This is a genomic window from uncultured Marinobacter sp., assembly GCF_947259545.1.
GTDB lineage: Bacteria > Pseudomonadota > Gammaproteobacteria > Pseudomonadales > Oleiphilaceae > Marinobacter.
In genome coordinates, this window is the sequence record NZ_CAMYMK010000011.1 from 234,780 (window position 1) to 252,743 (window position 17,964).

Annotated in this window: 13 protein-coding genes and 2 tRNA genes; 7 read left to right on the top strand and 8 right to left on the bottom strand. The window is 56.5% G+C overall.

Going from position 1 to position 17,964, the window contains the following annotated elements; genetic code table 11:
• Positions 1-31: 31 nt before the first annotated feature.
• Positions 32-1,075 carry an efflux RND transporter periplasmic adaptor subunit gene (locus tag Q0Y21_RS17860; RefSeq protein ID WP_227510245.1) on the top strand — a complete coding sequence of 348 codons (1,044 nt, stop codon included), beginning with the start codon at positions 32-34 and terminating at the stop codon, positions 1,073-1,075.
• Positions 1,072-4,110: an efflux RND transporter permease subunit gene (locus tag Q0Y21_RS17865; protein ID WP_058091239.1), complete on the top strand. Its 3,039-nt coding sequence runs from the start codon at positions 1,072-1,074 to the stop codon at positions 4,108-4,110. Before Q0Y21_RS17860 ends, Q0Y21_RS17865 begins: the two co-directional genes overlap by 4 nt.
• A 281-nt stretch (positions 4,111-4,391) precedes the next feature.
• On the opposite strand, the gene Q0Y21_RS17870 is transcribed toward Q0Y21_RS17865, so the two are convergent.
• The 6 genes from Q0Y21_RS17870 to Q0Y21_RS17895 all read right to left on the bottom strand — a co-directional run bounded on the left by Q0Y21_RS17870 (position 4,392) and on the right by Q0Y21_RS17895 (position 9,724).
• Positions 4,392-5,477, bottom strand: coding sequence for an aldo/keto reductase (locus tag Q0Y21_RS17870; RefSeq protein ID WP_058091238.1), 1,086 nt, complete (start codon positions 5,475-5,477; stop codon positions 4,392-4,394).
• An 84-nt stretch (positions 5,478-5,561) separates the two neighbouring features.
• The gene (locus Q0Y21_RS17875; RefSeq protein WP_008170335.1) at positions 5,562-6,368 is read right to left on the bottom strand and encodes a dienelactone hydrolase family protein; all 807 of its coding nucleotides are present in this window, start codon (positions 6,366-6,368) and stop codon (positions 5,562-5,564) included.
• Between the two features lie 78 nt (positions 6,369-6,446).
• The gene (locus tag Q0Y21_RS17880; RefSeq protein WP_008170337.1) at positions 6,447-7,013 is read right to left on the bottom strand and encodes a TetR/AcrR family transcriptional regulator; all 567 of its coding nucleotides are present in this window, start codon (positions 7,011-7,013) and stop codon (positions 6,447-6,449) included.
• Positions 7,014-7,056: 43 nt separating this feature from the next.
• Entirely contained in the window at positions 7,057-7,725 is a 669-nt protein-coding gene (locus tag Q0Y21_RS17885; protein WP_297798308.1) for a cupin domain-containing protein, read from the bottom strand.
• Between the two features lie 63 nt (positions 7,726-7,788).
• The gene (locus Q0Y21_RS17890; protein ID WP_041654905.1) at positions 7,789-8,409 is read right to left on the bottom strand and encodes a glutathione S-transferase; all 621 of its coding nucleotides are present in this window, start codon (positions 8,407-8,409) and stop codon (positions 7,789-7,791) included.
• A 316-nt stretch (positions 8,410-8,725) separates the two neighbouring features.
• On the bottom strand, positions 8,726-9,724 hold the full coding sequence (locus Q0Y21_RS17895) for a lipid A deacylase LpxR family protein (RefSeq protein WP_058091237.1): 999 nt from the start codon (positions 9,722-9,724) through the stop codon (positions 8,726-8,728).
• A 619-nt stretch (positions 9,725-10,343) separates the two neighbouring features.
• Here Q0Y21_RS17895 and Q0Y21_RS17900 point away from each other — a divergent pair.
• Positions 10,344-10,465: transfer RNA gene (locus Q0Y21_RS17900), tRNA-OTHER, on the top strand.
• Between the two features lie 263 nt (positions 10,466-10,728).
• Here the strand turns inward: Q0Y21_RS17900 and Q0Y21_RS17905 are convergent.
• Both Q0Y21_RS17905 and Q0Y21_RS17910 read right to left on the bottom strand, forming a co-directional pair.
• Positions 10,729-13,215, bottom strand: a complete 2,487-nt coding sequence (locus tag Q0Y21_RS17905) for a neutral/alkaline non-lysosomal ceramidase N-terminal domain-containing protein (RefSeq protein ID WP_297798313.1) — start codon at positions 13,213-13,215, stop codon at positions 10,729-10,731.
• A gap of 29 nt (positions 13,216-13,244) precedes the next feature.
• Positions 13,245-14,552 carry a hypothetical protein gene (locus Q0Y21_RS17910; RefSeq protein ID WP_297798315.1) on the bottom strand — a complete coding sequence of 436 codons (1,308 nt, stop codon included), beginning with the start codon at positions 14,550-14,552 and terminating at the stop codon, positions 13,245-13,247.
• A gap of 213 nt (positions 14,553-14,765) precedes the next feature.
• Between Q0Y21_RS17910 and Q0Y21_RS17915 the strand changes: the two genes are divergently transcribed.
• The 4 genes from Q0Y21_RS17915 to Q0Y21_RS17930 all read left to right on the top strand — a co-directional run bounded on the left by Q0Y21_RS17915 (position 14,766) and on the right by Q0Y21_RS17930 (position 17,723).
• Positions 14,766-15,053 (top strand): HipA domain-containing protein, encoded by a 288-nt coding sequence (locus tag Q0Y21_RS17915; RefSeq protein ID WP_297798317.1) that lies wholly within the window; start codon positions 14,766-14,768, stop codon positions 15,051-15,053.
• 31 nt (positions 15,054-15,084) lie between these two features.
• A tRNA-OTHER gene (locus Q0Y21_RS17920) sits at positions 15,085-15,152 on the top strand.
• A gap of 191 nt (positions 15,153-15,343) precedes the next feature.
• Positions 15,344-16,351 (top strand): AraC family transcriptional regulator, encoded by a 1,008-nt coding sequence (locus Q0Y21_RS17925; protein WP_297798319.1) that lies wholly within the window; start codon positions 15,344-15,346, stop codon positions 16,349-16,351.
• Between the two features lie 49 nt (positions 16,352-16,400).
• A complete protein-coding gene (locus Q0Y21_RS17930) occupies positions 16,401-17,723 on the top strand; it encodes an amidohydrolase (protein ID WP_297798321.1) in 1,323 nt (440 codons plus the stop codon).
• Positions 17,724-17,964 lie beyond the last annotated feature (241 nt).

The window sequence follows — 17,964 nt, forward strand, 5'->3', positions numbered from 1 at the left end:
TTTGCCAATCGGGACACCTGCCATGCGCTGTATGCTGACACTGTTTATCTCGCTGCTCATTCTGTCTGGTTGTCAGCAGTCTTCGGAACCGCCCCCAGAGGCCCGCGCCCCTATCCCCTGGGTAAAAACAGTTGAACTAAAGGACGCCGGCCCAACAACGCACAGATTTTCAGGAACCCTGCGAGGCCGCCACGAAGTTCCTCAGGCCTTTCAGATCGCCGGTCGGATTCAACATCGTTACATTGATGCCGGTCAACGCGTGGAAAAAGGCGACTTACTGTTCAAACTCGATACACGAGACCTTGTAGCAACGGCGGAGGGAGCCGCCGCGGATCTGAAGCGTGCAGAAGCGGCCCTGGCAATTACCACCAATGAGCTCCAGCGCCAACAGCAACTTGTGGGGCGTCAGTTTGTCAGCGAACAAACCCTGCAACGCCTTGAATTGGCAGAGCGTGAGGCGCGCAGCCAGGTGCAAACGGCTTCTGCACGCAATCAGCAGGCTCAGAATGCCCTGGGGTATGCGGAACTGAAAGCCGCCCATGCAGGCGTGGTCACTGAGGTCATCGTTGAACCCGGCCAGGTTGTGGGTGTCGGTCAAACCCTTGCCGTTCTGGCCGAAGATCAATCGCTGGAAGTCGAGGTTTTTTTGCCAGAGGGCAGTAGCCCGCCCAGGCGCGGTTATGTTCCTTTACCCAATGGCGAACAGCTTGCTGTGAGCCTGAGAGAGATTGCCGGGGCTGCCGACCCGGCAAGCCGGAGCTGGCGTGCCCGATACAGCCTGGAGGGGCCCTACCCCTCATCTTTAACCCTGGGTTCGGTGGTGAGTGTCCAGTTAGCACAGAAGCAAACCGCGCCCAGCCATCGCGTACCGCTGGGTGCCCTCGATGAGAGAGGGCAAACGCCGCAGGTCTGGTTGGTCTCCGATGGCACGGTGAAGCCCCTTGCGGTCGAGGTGATCGATCTGGGTGAAGAGTATGCGCAGATCAAGGCCGATATCAACGCGGGAACGCCCATCGTCGCGTTGGGGACACACCTGCTCACGCCTGGCATGGCGGTGCGGGAGCTGGCTCAATGAGCTTACCGAATCTTTCCGCGCTGGCAGTGCGCGAGCGTTCGGTCACCCTCTTTTTTCTTTTGCTGTCCGTTGTTGCCGGTTTCTACGCGTTCTCCTCCCTTGGTAGGGCGGAAGACCCTGCGTTCACCGTCCGGGCGATGGTGGTTTCTGTCGTCTGGCCAGGAGCAACCCCTGAGGTGCTGCAGAATCAGGTCGTGGATCGTCTGGAAAAGCGAGTTCAGGAGGTGGCGTATACCGATACCATTGAAACAACCATCCGGCCCGGGCAGGCCGCCATGGTTATCCGATTCCAGGATTCTACGCCCAGCGAAAAAGTGCCGGACCTCTTCTATCAAGTCCGCAAACGCATGCTCGATGAGAGGCCCAATCTGCCCCGGGGTGTGATCGGCCCCATCGTCAACGATGATTTCGCGGATGTGTATTTCTCCCTGCTGGCGCTGACGGCACCCGGGATGCCAATGCGTGAACTGACCCGAGAGGCAGAATCGATACGGGATCGCTTGCAACGGCTGCCCGGCTTGCAAAAAGCACAGCTCCTGGCGGAGCGTCCTGAGCGGGTGTATCTCGAATTTGATCAGGACCGGCTCAACAACCTCGGTTTGTCGGCAGAAGAGGTGTTGCAGGCGATAGAGGCCAACAACCGTCTTCAGCCTCTTGGCTTTGTTGATCTTGCCGGCCCGCGGGTTTATGTCCGCAGCAACATCGACCTGTCTGACCTTGAGCGCCTCACCTCAGTACCTCTGCGTATCGGAGACCAGCTTATCACCGTGTCTGATCTGGCCGAGGTGCGTTTAGGTTATGAAGATCCTTTGAGCTACATCGTCCGCTCCAACGGTGAGGATGCGATCCTGTTAGGTGTCGTCATGCGCGCGGGTGAAAATGGCCTGGAGTTTGGTGAGCGGCTGCGCGAGTTTGTCAGTGCCGAACAGGGCAGGCTGCCGCTGGGAATGTCAATACAGACCCTGACCGATCAGGCGGAAGCCATCACTCAGGCGGTTGATCTTTTTCAGGTCAAGTTTCTGGTTGCGTTGGTCGTGGTGATGGGGGTTAGCATACTGGCGATCGGTCTGCGCGCGGGTTTGGTGGTGGGCATTGCGATTCCTGTGACCCTCGGCCTGACTTTCTTGTTGATGAAAATGGCGGGCATAAACCTGGACCGCATCACCCTGGGTGCGTTGATTATCGCACTGGGTCTGTTAGTGGACGATGCGATCATCGCCATTGAAATGATGATTGTGAAGATGGAGAGCGGCTGGGACCGGGTACGGGCAGCCAGTCATGCCTGGAGCGTAACAGCCGCGCCCATGCTGTTTGGAACGCTGGTGACGGTGGCCGGATTTGTTCCCATCGGATTTGCCCAGTCCGGAGTGGGAGAATACACCGGCAACATCTTCTGGGTGCTCGCTTTTTCGTTGTTGATTTCCTGGGTGGTGGCGGTAACTTTTACGCCTTATCTGGGCGTCAAGCTCTTGCCCGATTACACCGGGCATACGGGCCAGGACCTCTACCAAAGCGCGTTTTATCAGCGGTTGCGTAGAGTGATCACAGCGTGTGTACAGTACCGGAAAACCGTCGTTTTTATCACAGTGGGTTTGCTGGCGATCAGTGCTTTCGGGATGGCAACCCAGGTGCAGAAGCAATTTTTCCCCAGTTCTGATCGCCCCGAAGTTCTGATCAGTGTCTACGCTCCGCAGGGGAGCGCTATTGCCACCACGGATCAAAGTGTCAGACGCCTGGAAGCGATTCTGATGGACATGCCGGAGGTGAAAAGCCTTTCCGCTTACATCGGTGCCGGTGCACCCCGATTCTTCGTATCGGCCAACCCCGAGCAGCCGGACCCGGCATTTGCCAAGTTGATTGCCATTGGGCAGGACGTTGAAGGGCGCGATCGCATCATCTCGGCGCTGGAAACCAGAATCGCGGCGGGTGAATTTCCGGAGGCACGAGTGCGGGTGACGCGTTTGCTGTACGGTCCCCCGGTGGTCTGGCCGGTCAGTTTTCGTGTGCTGGGTCCGGAATCCGATCAACTCAGAGAGATCGCGCACCAGATCCGCACTCTCATGACCGGGCATCCGAATATCGTCATGCCGCATCTCGAATGGGATGAGCGTGTGCCCACTCTCTATCTTGATATGGACCCGGAAAACCTGGGTTGGATGGGCCTGACCCCGGCGGAAGTTGCCCGGCAACTGCAGTTCCAACTCCGCGGAGTGGCCGTCACCGAACTGCGCCAGGGCATAAGGAGCGTTCAACTGGTGGCGCGTAATGCCCGTGGCGAAGTGATCATGCCGGAAGATCTTGAGATCAAAACCCGCGACGGCCGCAAACTTTCCGTACAGCAACTGGGCAAGTGGCAGGTTCGTTACGAGGACCCCGTCATAAAGCGTTACAACCGTGACCCCTTCCTGGCCGTTCAGGCCGATGTAGAAGGTGCCCAGCCACCGGATGTTACCAAGGAGATATGGAGTGCGATGACGGGCCTGCGCGAACAGTTGCCGGAGGGTTACCGTATTGAAATCGGCGGTACGGTGGAACAATCAGCCAAAGCCAATGCTTCAATCCAGACATTACAACCGGTGATGTTGGCGTTGATGCTGATCTTTATCATGCTTCAGATGCGTTCCTTTATCGGCACATTGACTGTTCTTGCCACCGCGCCACTGGGTCTGATCGGGGCTGTGCTGGCTTTGCTGCTGTTTAATCAACCCTTTGGCTTTACCGCGCTGCTGGGGCTGATTGGCCTGGGCGGCATCCTGATGCGAAATACCATGATTCTGACGCAGCAGGTGCAGGACAACTTCAAAGCAAGGATGGCTGCCCGGGAAGCCGTTGTCGAGGCGGCAGTCCAGCGTGCCCGACCCGTGGTACTCACCGCCCTGGCGGCCGTTCTGGCGTTTGTTCCTCTGACCTTTGACCTGTTCTGGGGGCCGCTGGCTTATGTCCTTATCGGTGGCGTGGCGGTCGGCACTCTGATCACGCTATTGTTTGTGCCGGCGCTTTATGCTCTTTGGTTTCGCTTACAGATGGAAGATTGAGGTAGGTTTGAATGAGCGCCAATTTTGTTAGCAATTACATTTCACTTAAGTCTTCCAGGAAGGTGATTGAGTTCTGAAATAACCCTTAGACACGACCTGTTTTGCCGCCAACACCAGAACCGGTAAAGTCAGGTGTTGAAGCAGCCAGGAGAGTCGTCGAAGTGGCCAGTAGGCACGGACGTCTAAGTTTTGACAGCATTAACGGTTTTTCCAGCATAGCGGCTGCGCCGTCGGGGCGCAGCACGATGTGAAGGTTGGGTTGGGTTGGGTCGGTTTTGGAATCAGGACTCGGTAGAGTTTCGGTACCCGGCCATCATTGCCATCATCCAGCCCGGGTACTCCTCGGGCAGGCGGCTGACTTCATCCAGGGCTATCAGTTCATCGTCGGACAAGCGGATTTGGGCCGCGCGGATATTGTCCCTGAGCTGCTCGGGCCGCTTGGCGCCAACGATGATGCTGGTCACAGGCTTCTGGTGTAGCAGCCATGACAGGGCAATCTGTGCCACATTGACCGGTTCGCCGTCGATCTGTTTGCCATCGGCAATCTCCCGCATAACCTTGATGACTTCGCTGCCCCGCTCGCGGTTGACGGGTGGAAAGTCAAACTTGGCGCGCCGGTTTTCTTCGGAAACGTCCGGCCCCTCGTATTTACCGGACAGGTAACCCCCGGCCAGTGGGCTCCACACCATCAGACCAACGTTCTCAGATTTCAGCATCGGAATAATATCCCGCTCCAGATCGCGACCTACGAGGGTGTAGTAGGCTTGCATGGATATGATCGGGCACAGGTTGCGGGCCCGGGTGATGCCGATGGCTTTCATCACTTGCCAGGCGGCCCAGTTGGACAGGCCCACGTAACGCACATGGCCTTGCTGCACCAGGGTGTTCAGTGCCTCCAGAGTTTCCTCGATCGGCGTGGCCGGGTCAAAACCGTGGATCTGGTACAGGTCAATATAATCCGTTTGCAGGCGCGCCAGGCTCGCCTTGCATTCGCTCATTATATGGCCGCGGGAAGCACCACGGGCATTGGGGCTTGCGCCCATGGGGCCGAGCACCTTGGTCGCCAGCACCACATCTTCGCGGCGAACGCCGAGATTCTTCAGGGACTGGCCGACGATGCGCTCACTGGCGCCGAAACCATAGATGTTGGCGGTATCGATAAAGTTGACCCCCGCCTCCAGGGCGATCTTCACGAGTTCGTCGGCCTGTTCCTGCTGCAACTGGCCGATCAGGCCCCAGATGTCCTCATCGCCGCCGAAGGTCATGGTGCCCAGGCACAGTTCGGATACGAACAGCCCCGAGTTGCCCAGCGACTTGTAGCCTGGACGATTGTCTCCATCGAACAGTGGTAAACTCTCAGTTGCCATGTTGCACCTCATCATGCTTTTCGGTTGGTGTTCCAGAATTCACTGTAAATACTGCCGGTTTCGGTTTGTTTGCACTCGCTTGTGTTACTGGGTGAAGATGGCCTTGTAGAAACGCATGGTGCCATCCCAGGAACGGCTGGCAGCCTCTTCATCATAACCAACCGGCATGCCGAACTCCTCGGCGATCTTGTCGGCGCCTGGGTTGGTGAATGAGTGCAGTACTCCGGGAAAGCTCACCAGTGTCAGGTCGACTTCGGCATCCTGCATCTCCTTGACCAGGCCCGCGACCTGATCCGAGGGGACCAGCTTGTCGGCACCGCCGGTGTACACCTGGATCCTGGCTTTCACGGACTCGGGTTCAGCCGTGAGGGGGCTGCCGAGCGCGCCGTGGAAGCTGACAACGCCGTCCAGATCGACGCCCATGCGCGCCATGTTGAGAACCACGGCGCCGCCAAAACAATAACCCTGTGCCGCAATTCGGGACGCATCAACACTTTCGTGGTTCTTCAGGATGTCCATCGCCTTCATGAAGCGCGCCTTGACCTGACTCATGTCCCGAGTGGCTTCCTGCATGAACTTCTGGGCGGTATCGGGATGGTCGGCTTGTTTGCCAGAGCCATACATATCCAGCGCAAACGCCGTATAGCCGGCCGAGGCAAGTCGTTCTGCCTGATTCCGGGCAAATTCATTGTGCCCCCACCATTCATGGACCACCAGAACCCCCGGACGCTTTTGCCCGAATTCATCATCCCAGGCCATGTAGCCGGTGAAGGTCTCGTCGCCGACTTGATACTCGATGGTTCTGGTTTGCGTTTCTGCCAGTACCTGCGTACTTGCAACAGTGAGTGACAGCGTGGCTGCTGCCAGTGCTGTTTTCAGGGTGCTCATCATCTGTTTGCTCCTTTTCGCTCGTTATGAGTCAATTTGCGTAGCGATTCTGTACATCAAAGCGCGATTCCTGTCCCGTCGTTACTGGCAGCGGGCGCGCAGCAGTCGCGTTGCGGCATCAAACACGGCGAGGTCTTCTTCGGTGCGCGCGGCAAGGTGGGCCCCTTCCAGCATCGCCAGGGTCGCCTGCGCTTCATCGGCGGGACCCAGGATGGCCGAGACGGATCCATCCCTTTGTCCCAGTTCAAACGTTGCCGTAATCCACTGCAGAACCATTGCGCGAACGGCGCCGACTCTGGCAATAACGGTGTCGGACAGGCTTTCGCGGCAGGTCGAAAAGGCAACGCACAGACACACGGTCTGGCCATCATGCAACGCCCCGCGGTACAGGGCAATGAGTGCCTTGAGGCGCGCGCCAGCGCTGGCATGGGCTGCGTCTATCTCGGTCAGACCCTGCTGCAGACTGGTCTGATAGCGCTCGATCAAGGCTTCGGAGAGCTTCGCCTTGGTGGGGAAATGATAATGGATCGAGGCCTTTCGAATGCCGATGGCCTCGGCCAGATCCGCGTAGCTGAACCCGTCAAAGCCCCGTGACCGGACGGTGTGCTCGGCAAGATCCATCAGGGCTGTTCTGGTATCACGGTTCATGGTTGTTCACCTGTCTGCCTTTTCAATCCCGCTATTGCCGGGCTTATACCCTCGGTGCCCCGGCAAATCGCAGGTGCCCCGTTTTCATCCAGATCTTGGCGCCGTCGTCCCCGGCCGTCACGGACAACCTGTGTCCTTCAGGGAGGCGCAGCCAGTCATGCCTGGCCAGCACCTCGCCATCCCTGATAGCCGAACCTTCGACCACCAGCAGTTCGATTCCGCCGGGCGCCTCAGAGGTCAGTGTCACCCCCGCATCGAGCTGGCTGTAGGTCACGATCTCACGATCGTCCTCATGCAGCTTTGCGGTGGCAACGCCGCCCACTGGGGCGCCCAGCTCGGCCTCCATATTCTTGCTGAACTGGGTGCGGTCGGCCAGGTCGAACTGCCACAGTTTCACAAATATCGTACAGCCCGTTTCAGAGCCCGGAATATGTGACGTGGTTGGGGGGTTGCGCACGTAGGTGCCAGCAGGGAAGTCACCGTGCTCGTCCTGGAACACGCCATCGAGTACGATGAATTCTTCTCCACCGGTATGGGTATGCGCCGAGAAATGACTGCCCGGCGCATAACGCACGATGGTCGTGGCGCGGGCAACTTCGTCCCCGATCCGGTCCAGCATGCGCCGCTCCACCCCTTTCATGGGCGAGGGCTGCCATTCAATCTGGTCGGAATGCATAACCACCGGTTTGGAGAAATCTGCATTAATCTCCATGATATTCCTCCCTTTTGTGCCCTTCATGTTTTCAGCGCTTGCATTAAATCCGAAGGTTTCGGATTACCCGGCAATTGAAGGACGGGCTGCGACTTTTGCGCGCCAGGCCTGGAGATTGGTCAGAGACTCGGGAATGTCAACCTTCGCGAAATCCGCAAACCCCAGGCCGGCAAAGGCGGTGATGTCTGCGACCGAGAAGCTGTCGCCTGCGAGAAACTCGTTGTCCGCCAGAACGCTGTCAAGGTAGGCCATGGTTGCGCTGGCAATTTCTTTCTGTTTATTACCCCACTCAGCGCATTGCCAGGTTTCCAGATCCGGACCAAGCCCCGGGGTCGCGTGGTGGAAATAGGCACCCACGGCGTTCATCAGACCGTTTTCTGCCCGCAGATTCATCATTGCGATACGGGCACGCTCCGCTGGGGTTGTACCCATAAGGGACGGACCATCAAAGACGCCGTCGATATATTCGGTGATGGCATTGCACTGGGCGATGCAGGTGCCGTCGTCAAGTTCCAGCATGGGCACGGTGGCATCCGGGTTTTTCGTCTTGAACGCCTCGGAACGGTGCTCGCCGCCCATGACATCGACCGGGACGAATTCCACCTGGTTTGTTGCGCCTTTTTCTGCCAGAGCGATGCGAACGCGGAGCGGGTTCGGGAAGCCTTCGATATCGTAGATTTTCATTGATTGCCTCTGTTGGTCATTAAACATGCGCCAATTAATCTACCTATTAGTAGGTAGATGTGCAAGAGGCAATTTGATTGTTCTGCTTTTCTTTGCGCTGTTGACAAGACATTCCAAACGCCAAGAACAGCCCGGGCCTTCTTGCAGTACATAGCCAAACCAAAAAGCCAGCTTCTCAGTTAGACGATTTGATAAATATCGAAGTGTTTTTGTTGAAAGAAGCGTGTGCGAAAGAGCAGCCGTGAATGTTCGCTTATGTTTAACAGCAGGAACAAGCGCCACCACATCCCGTAAGCAACGGTCAAAACCGACCTTTCTATATTGCCCAAGAAACTGACAGTGTTCCAAAGCTGAAGTTGTCTTTATGGCGCTCGTCTTCGCTGGTCGAGGCACGCAATGTGACCGCGGCCAGCAGGTGATCCCACTGCCAGGTAGCACCCAGACCAAGCTGACCAATCAGCGGCCCTTTGTCGAAACGGTAAGCCCCGGCATTGTCATCGATGTAGGAATAGCCTACATACTCCAGCCCCAGCCCCACATATACTGACCAGCTACTGCCTGAATCCTTGAACGAGCCCGGCAAAGCGATGGTTGAGGATGTACCAGCGTAGTCCGGCACAAAATTTATAGGAAGGTGTCTGCCAAGCTGCCAGACCAACCCGGTTTTAGCGGAAGTCCGAAAACTCGACAGTAGTCCGGATCCAACCACCGACACACGCTGTTCAATGTTGCCGCCCTGCCCGAGTTGCAGGAGTTTTCGGCCATGCGCAGCCTGTATGCCACCCACCACATCGGTTCCAAGCTGATTCCCCCACCCTTGCGGCTTGTCGCTTCCAGTGGCTTCGTGCACCCATTTCTGAACCGACTCGGCACCGCTTTCGGGCCCAATAACGCCAATGTGAGCACCAAAGCCGGTAATCGTATCGGCGTTCCAGCTCCAGAGAGTGCCGCTGAGCGACAGGTGGCCGGCATAGGGAATGTCGTCGAACTGCGGACCTTCAACCGTAATATCTTCAGGCGTAACCATGAATTGCCGCAAACTCAGGCTTACCGCCTGCTTTGAATCAGCAGTTCCAATACCTGGCAGAAAGCGCAGCTCATCACGCAGAATCCGGGCAAATCTTGCCGACTTTCCATCGTTCTCGTCAGCGGTGTCCGTCAGATACGAAAAGCGTACCCCGTTTGTATAGCCGCGATCGGTTCCGGTAAGCAGGTCGTTATCCCAGGACAGGTTCACGACTTCAGCCTTCAGGCTGGTTGGGAAAACACTAATGACGAAAAACAGCAGGAGGGCACATCCGCAGCGACAACTCAAATCCAGTCTCTCCGGTTGATACAAGAGTTAACAAGCATGGCCTATGTCGAGTCATACCGTTACAACGGCCACTCAATCAGATGTGCAGACTAAGTCGCTTTCCCTCGCTTTTCTAGCTCCCTCCCATCGACGCAGTCAGCTTTCCGGATTAACGTGCCGCCGGACGAGATAAGAACACCCGATTACTTGGAAAAGTTCAGCTGTAGTCAATCGACCTGACAGGTACTGGCTCTTTAGCTATTGGTAGTCTGAACGCTACACTAATCGCCCCGAGTGTCAGCTATGTGGTTGCCGAATCCCCCCGTTACTCTTGATAACCTCTGATGCGGCCAACCTTGACTGTTAACGAGTGCCGATGGGTGATACTCTCTCGCAAAATATAGCTTTCTACAGGCGGACTCTCGGACTACCCCGCTCGACAACTGTCCAATTTCGGACAGTTAAAACCAGACATTTTTTCTGAGCTTGAAGTTCGCATAGTAAACTGTGAAACTGGAAAATAAGCAGTTGGAGCAGCGGTCATTCTGTCCTGTTAGAGCCATCTCTAACCTGACAAGTGTGTGCCCAAACCTGGGATAAATCGTGTAACTAGCGGTGTTAAAAGAATTTTTTTGAGCTTCCGCCCGACCTGCAAGTTACTGACGAACAACGATTTAGACCCACCGACCTCACTCCAAACCGCCCCCAATCGGCGCCCTCCGGAGGCAAAGGTCTCAGGTTCGAATCCTGACGGGCGGGCCATCTTTCACAAAGGAGCCCCGCCATGCGCGGGGCTTTTTTGTGAAAGACGGTTTGACCGTTAGCTTTGGTGAGAACCTGCGTTCGACAAATCGCGAAAGCGATTTGGGCGCCGCAGCAAAGCGAAGGCGGGGCGAAGCCCCGAAGATCGCCCCCAAGGCGATCTGAGTCTATCCTGTAGTAGTTCAGCGATTCCGGACACCAACGCAGGTGGTAAAATCACCACCTTAAACGAAGTATCCGATTGCGAGCACCTCACAGCTCGCTCAAGGACATGTTGCCGGTGAGCCCGCCACTTCGAAGGCACCACTCGCACCTTCCCAGGCACCACCCGGGCTCGCTACACCTTTGGTCCTCAAGCGGTAGGTTCCGGGCGTCAGATTCCGTGGTAACGTCCAACTGACCGTTGCTTCTGAAGCTCCGGTATAGGGCAGCTCAGTGGCCAGGGGGGGCAGGAACTGGGGGTGCCAGGTGTACAGCAGGTCAGGTGAACGGTCTGTCGCCACAACCTGCCAGCTGCCGTCTTCCTGAAGCTGCTCGGCATACCCATAACTGTCGTTCAGCATCAGGTCATTCCGTGGGTGACTGGCCTGAAACCGAACAGCAACCTCATCGCCAGGAGCTACCACAGAGGGTGCCTCCTGAAGTACCGTGCCAAAGGCCTGCTCACCCGGGCTGTCACTGGGGATGTAGGGCGACCTGCGTAACACCGGAGTTACCTCGGGCAAATCCGGCCCCACCGCCAGTACTGTGCCCCGGGCCATTGAATCGGCAAGCTTTTTGAGCTCCTGGGTCACTGCAGCCAGGCTCCAGGGTCCAAAGACTGTTGAGGCCCCTTCATATTGCTGGCTGGCGTATTCTTCTCGCGTGGTCAGGTAGTGGATATAGCCATTCACAAGACCTGCAATGACGACGGTATCGACGCCCACCGGCGCCATCTCTTCAAGCACCATCTCACGCAGACGCCGGGCAGACATGGTCGTCACTTCCCAAGGCAGACCCACCAGGGCCAGGTTGCCAAGACGGAAAATCTGCAATGGGTGAATCGCCGGCTCGAAATTCGCCGTCACACCTGTCAGCTCCGTTAGCACATTCGGCACGCCATCGGCCGCTTCTCCGAGATTGGTTGGGAGCAGGACCGGTTTTTCGGCGTGACAGCCCATGCCCAGTAGCGGCAGCTGCTCCACATTGCACAGCAGAAGGTCGTTCACCAGATTCACCGGCAGCGCCATGTCCGTCAGTCCCGCGAAGTCAGCGGCGACACTGCTAAGCAAGTCGGGCGAAGCGCTACAGGTCAGCCCTTCCTCGCTGATGGGCCCGGGGCCATCTTCCGCGCCGGCAGGGAAAGAAACCCCGAGCGCCGCATTGCAGGTTTGTTTATTGGCGACATCCAGCTCTGGTGGATGCTCAAGCCCGGAAAGGACCTCGGGATCCGTAACTGTCACCTTGTTCATCTGCACATGCAGAAGCCGATAATCCACACTGCCGGTTAATGGCTGACCGCTCTGCCAAAGTTCCAGCGCTCGAGCCAGTTGTTTGGTGCCGGAGATGGCGTTCGAGTCGACAGGGGTCTCACCCCCGCCGCGGCGCGGATCCGGATGAGGAAATTCATTAATAAAGATGTTGGGGGATGCATCGCCCTCATCCGCTTGGGCAAAGGCCGCCACAAAACTGTCTTCGGCGGGGTCAGCCCGGTACTCCGTTGCCATGATGTCCTCGAAACCCAGCGAGGCAAATCCTTTGACATCGGAGCTGACGTAGGGAATTTCCGGCCCCATGACCGTTGGGTGCACGCCAAACCAGTTGATCACACCGACCGGGCTGCCACTCTTGCGACGCAGATTCAGTTGCACCACGGTTTTTACGACGTCAACCTCCTCGCCGCGAATATTCAGGTACTGCTCACGTTCATCCGCAGGGTTCATCGCATATGCAGGGCGCGAGCGATTGATGTTGGTGTTCAACAACTCTCCCGCCGCCATTTCGATAGGTGCTGTTTGGGGGTTGGCTTCAATATTCTGATGCGCGCGCACGATGGCATCGACGATGCCATTCACGATGGTGTTGTATACCAGAGCATCGAAACCCAGGTGCAGGGCGTTACCCGCTTCATGGTGTGCATAGCCTGCAGGCCCATTGTGGGTATGAGTTGCCGACAGCATGAGGTTTTCACCGGTATACGCTGCCGCCAGCTCAGGATTCTGCGCCAGGGCGTTGAGAACACCGTTGCGGATAGATCCCCACATCAAACCAATGTCTGCCGACACAAACATGACGCGTTTTCCGTTGCAGGGCGACTCAAGAGCAAACGCCCGGGCATATTGCCGTGTGTGAAGGCCGTGCATGACCTGCCCGGTATCTTCCCAGCCGGCGCCGCTTTTCAAGGCAACCGGGCCGGTAATATCCGATAACCCGCTGCCGAAACGGAACGCCCGGTTCTTCGCGCAGGCAGAATCTGCCGTCACTGATGAAACTGCATTAGCACTCCGGGTTTGATTGCGAGCAACGGAAGGCGCATCGAGACCACTGCCGACTTCCCGTAACGGGCTATCCATCACACACTGCGCCAGGTCCGGATTCGCAAAGGGGGCCGGGCTGGCTCCCCGTTCATCCGAAGGGCCACGGTCTTGCTGATCGTTTACCGGCGACGAAGCCTCACGCCCGCCTTGATCGCCGCCACAGGCAACCAACAACACACTGGCAAACACCAGGCCCAAACAATGGGAGGCAAAACGGTAGTTATTGTTGTTCATGACAATTCTCGTTGGTGGTGGTCCGGGTGTTAAAACGCAGCAGTCCAGCCATCCGGCACGCTACCTTCACGGATACGTTGTGGGTGGTCTCCCACATCAACCCGGACCACTTCCTCGGCCCGATCAATGTTGATCACCGACATTTGATCCGTCCCACTCCAGGACACGAAGCAGTTCTCGCCCGAGGTATCCCGGGTGATCCAGTAAGGCTTCTCACCCAGCCCTTCCAACAATTCATATTCGAACGTTTTACGGTCAACAATGGCCACATAGTCGCTCATGGTGCCGGCGACACACAGCTTCTCGTCATCGGCCCCCATTGAGATTCCGTGGTGCGCCGAGTCGTTCACGTAAAGCTCGACTGGCAGGTCCGGCACCAGGTTCGGAAGGTTGGCGACCCGGGTGATCTGGTCGTTTTCCATATCGTACTCAACGAACCCATGGAAGAACGAAAGCTGGAAGTAGAAGAACTTTTCATCCTCGGTGTGCGCCATGGGTCGAATGGCTGGGCTCATGTCCGGATAACCCGCTTCGGCCAGCTTTTCGCTGATATCAAAGCTTTTGATGTCTTCCCAGGTGTCTGTATCAACCACTTTGAAAATGCGCTCACCCTTGGTGTCGGTCAGTGCGCCACGGTCTGCCGGGGAGAACACATGACCGATACTGGCGTGGTAGATCTTCTTGCCGTCTTTCGAGTAAACATTTTCATGGGGTGAGTTACCGGTTGGGAAGCGCGCTTTTTCTTCGCCAGTCCAGACATCGAGAATATGCACCACGCTGCCTGTTGAGGCAGACACCGCAACTTCACTGCCGTCCGGAGATAGCGCCATATGGTCAGAGCGAATACCCTCCACTTCGAACCGCCACACAATGTCATTAGAGGCAATATCGATGGCGACGACATCCGCAAAACTGGGGCGCGAAACGATTAACAGCTCCCCGTTTCGGGTGCTATACATGTCGTCTACGTATTGGTTGTGGCCCTCCCCGATCAACAATGCAATGCCATGAAACGCGGCCAGTTTGATCGGATCAAGACGAATCTCATTCATCCGTTCTTCTTTGTCCGGAATGCCATTGATGCGGCCAATTTTTACGTAGCTTTCGCCATCAATTACATCAATGACGCCATCCCAGTTGCTACCGACAAACACCACAGGTTTGGCACCGTCCTCAACGGGAATCGTTGCCAGGGGCTCGTTATCCCGTTGTGTTTGTTCCGCAGGGTTCTGGGCCGAGGTATCGCTGTCTTTGTCACCAGCACTTTCACTCTCGCCCATGCAGCCGGACAAAATCAGCGCCATAAAAAAGGGGGTAAGGGATACTATTAAACGCATGAAAAGGGCTCCACATTGATATCTATTGTTTTTCTTTAATCACGCCACGACGAAAACGTGACATTTTGTTGTGAAACATTATGGATACGTAATCGCAGTTTCAGCTATGGCAGAATTGACAGAGCGATTGGCGGAACCGTCAACTCGGCCCGTATACGCCCTCTGAGTGACCCTACCCCGTTTCCAGGGACGGCATTAAAGCCGCAAGAACTGGTGGCGGATTACATTGCCCGGGACTTTTTGAATTTCGCGATCAGGAACAAGGACAATCACATTCGAAACACAGCGATCTTGAAGAGGGGCAGGGATATTGCGCTTGCGCCGGCGTTCGATGTGGCACCCATGGTTCTCGACCCCGAGGGGTTCGCACGAGAGGAAATCATCAAAGCCCTCGATCACGGGGAAATTGAGCTCGGGGAGGCGATTAAACGAATGCGCCTCGAATGGACTGGCCTGAACCAGACACTTTTTTTATCCACCACCTGCCCACCAAATTATTGACAAGCAACGATTTATACCCACCGACCTCACTCCAGCCCGTCCCCACTCGGTGCCCTCCGGAGGCAAAGGTCATAGGTTCGAATCCTATCGGGCGGGCCATATTTAGAAAGGACTTGCGTGAGAGCGCAGGTCCTTTTTGTTTTCTGCTACCCCGGAAAACCCACAGCCCAAATGGCGCCGATTGCACTTGCCCCCACACCTTCCCAAACGGTAATTTCTCCACACAGGATCTCAGGTGAGTTCCAGCCTGAGGCGACGGTCTGACGCCCGAACAACAAGACAAAAACACCATGCTCGAAGCGACTCCTGAATCATCGGTCTCCCGCGAACATTTCCTGACGACGGTCAAGGGATTGAGGCACGTTGTTGAGCCGGCAAAACTGGAAAAGTCCCTGAGCACGGTGATTGGCAGGCACTCGCACCTGGCTTCCGCCCGCATCCCCCTGGAACGCCTGCTGGAACTTCACGCCGCTGTCACCGATGGTCGCGATGACCCGCTCCTGTTGGCGAAGGCCTACAGTCACCTGAATTACGACCCCGGGTTTATGGGACGGACATTCCTGGCGGGTGCCCTGAGTCTGGACGAAGCCATCTCACTGCTCTGTCGTTACATGAAAGTGAATTCGGATCTTTGCAGCGTCACGCTGCAAACAAATCCTGAGTCAGCCACTCTTCGGATAACGCCGACAACCGGCTACTCGAGGGCTCACGAACAGCTTGATGCGATGGTTTATAGCTTTTCCCGAATTCTGGTGGCACTGGGCATTGAGTCCATTGATCTCATCAGGCTTAACCATGTGCCTCCCCTCGTCATTCAGGATCAGTACCATCGTCTGTTTCCTGCCCCAGTGCACTTTGGTGGTAGCGAGCCGGCGATTCAGTTTTCTCCGGAACAGCTCAATCGACAGCTGGGTTGGGAAGCCTGCCCGGTGGAAAAACTGGCGAAACGCGAACGCCGACTCAAACGATTACAGGGGCCACCCAATTGGCTGGAATCTGTCGAAATCCTGATTCCGCCGCTGTCCCGCCGCGGAGAGGCACACATCGACCGGTGCGCGAATCTGCTGGCGGTGAGCCCACGTTCCTTACAACGCCATATTCGCGCGGAGGGATCGACCTTCCGGGACATTCTCGATCAGAGTCGCCGCAAACTCGCCAGAAACTACCTTTCAAGGGGGTACTCCAACGAAGTAACGGCCTCGCTTCTAGGGTACAGACAGACGGCCCAATTCTATCGGGCATTTAAGGAGTGGTTTGGCTGCTCACCCTCGGAGTACCAACACTCCCCTCCCCCTTAGTCCACGTCGACACATCTAAAACATAAACAACAATCGCAAGGAGATACGCATGCGTAAAGCACTGCTACGGGCAACGCTCGCCTGTATGACTGTCACAACCCCATTTGCTATGGCAGATCAATCACTGACAGACCAGGTCATCCAGGGGGCTGACTCTGTTCACCAGCAAGCCATTGAATGGCGCCAGGACGTGCACCAACACCCCGAACTCGGCAATCAGGAACACCGAACCGCCAAGCTGGTCGCCGACCACCTCCGCAGGCTGGGAATGGAGGTTCAAACCGGTGTTGGGGGAACCGGTGTCGTCGGCATTCTCAAGGGCGGCCTTCCCGGACCGGTGGTGGGTCTCAGGGCGGACATGGATGCGTTGCCCGTCAAGGAACGTACGGGGCTGCCCTATGCGTCTGACGTTATCCAGAAATACCAGGGCGAGGACACTCACGTCATGCACGCCTGTGGGCACGACGCCCACGTCGCCATCCTGATGGCGGTTGCCCAGAACCTCTCCAATGTCCGCGATCAACTCCCGGGTACCGTGAAGTTCATTTTCCAGCCCGCTGAAGAGGGCACCAGTGACTACGTCTATAAAGGCGAACAACATTTTGGTGCTCGCCTGATGGTAGAGGAAGGGGTTCTCAAGAACCCGGATGTGGACGCGATTTTCGGGCTTCATGTGACGTCAAAAGCCCCCACCGGCATCATCAGTTACCGTAGCGGTCCCACCATGGCCAGCAGCTCGGACCTCTATATCACGGTGAAAGGTGAGCAAACCCACGGTGCACAACCCTGGGATGGCGTTGACCCCATCGTGACGAGCGCCCAGATCATCAACGGACTGCAAACGGTGGTCAGCCGCAAGACCAACATCATGCCGGCTCCGGCGGTTGTCACGATTGGCACCATTGACGGCGGCTCCCGCCACAACATCATTCCGGACTCCGTCAAAATGAGCGGAACCATCCGCACCTTTGATGACGATGTGCAGCAGCAGGTGAATGAACACGTGACCACAACGACGGAACATATTGCTCATGCTTCCGGCGCTGAAGCAGAGGTTTCTATCGTCAACAATTACGCCACAACAGTGAACGATCCGGCACTCACCCAACAGATGCTCCCCACCCTGAAGCGGGTAGCTCCAAAGCGGGTTTTCGAAGCGCCATTGGTCACTGGCTCCGAGGACTTCTCATATTATGCGAAGGAAGTTCCCGGGCTGTTCTTTTTCCTCGGTGTTACGCCCATGGAAAACATGAAAAATGCGGCTCCCAATCATTCGCCGGAGTTCTACGTGGATGACAAGGCACTGGTCACTGGCATCAAAGCATTGTCGGCGTTAACGAGCGATTACCTGCAAAGCCAGCCCTCTCGTTGAAATTGATAAGGTTTGGCAGGTAAGCCTTATTGCATCGTCGACCAGACGTGCCGCCCGGGGGTGAGTCCCCGGGCTCTTTTCCGCGGGGCGGCAGCTCAATAACCTTTCAGCCGCAGCGCCTGAATTTGCCACAAACATCGATTTTTTCGATCCTTACCTATCTTAAAATCTGTTTTTTTGCGATTCGTCATTCGACTAAGGTAGCAGCCCTTTCTTCGGGCACTACCCAATAGGTCATGAT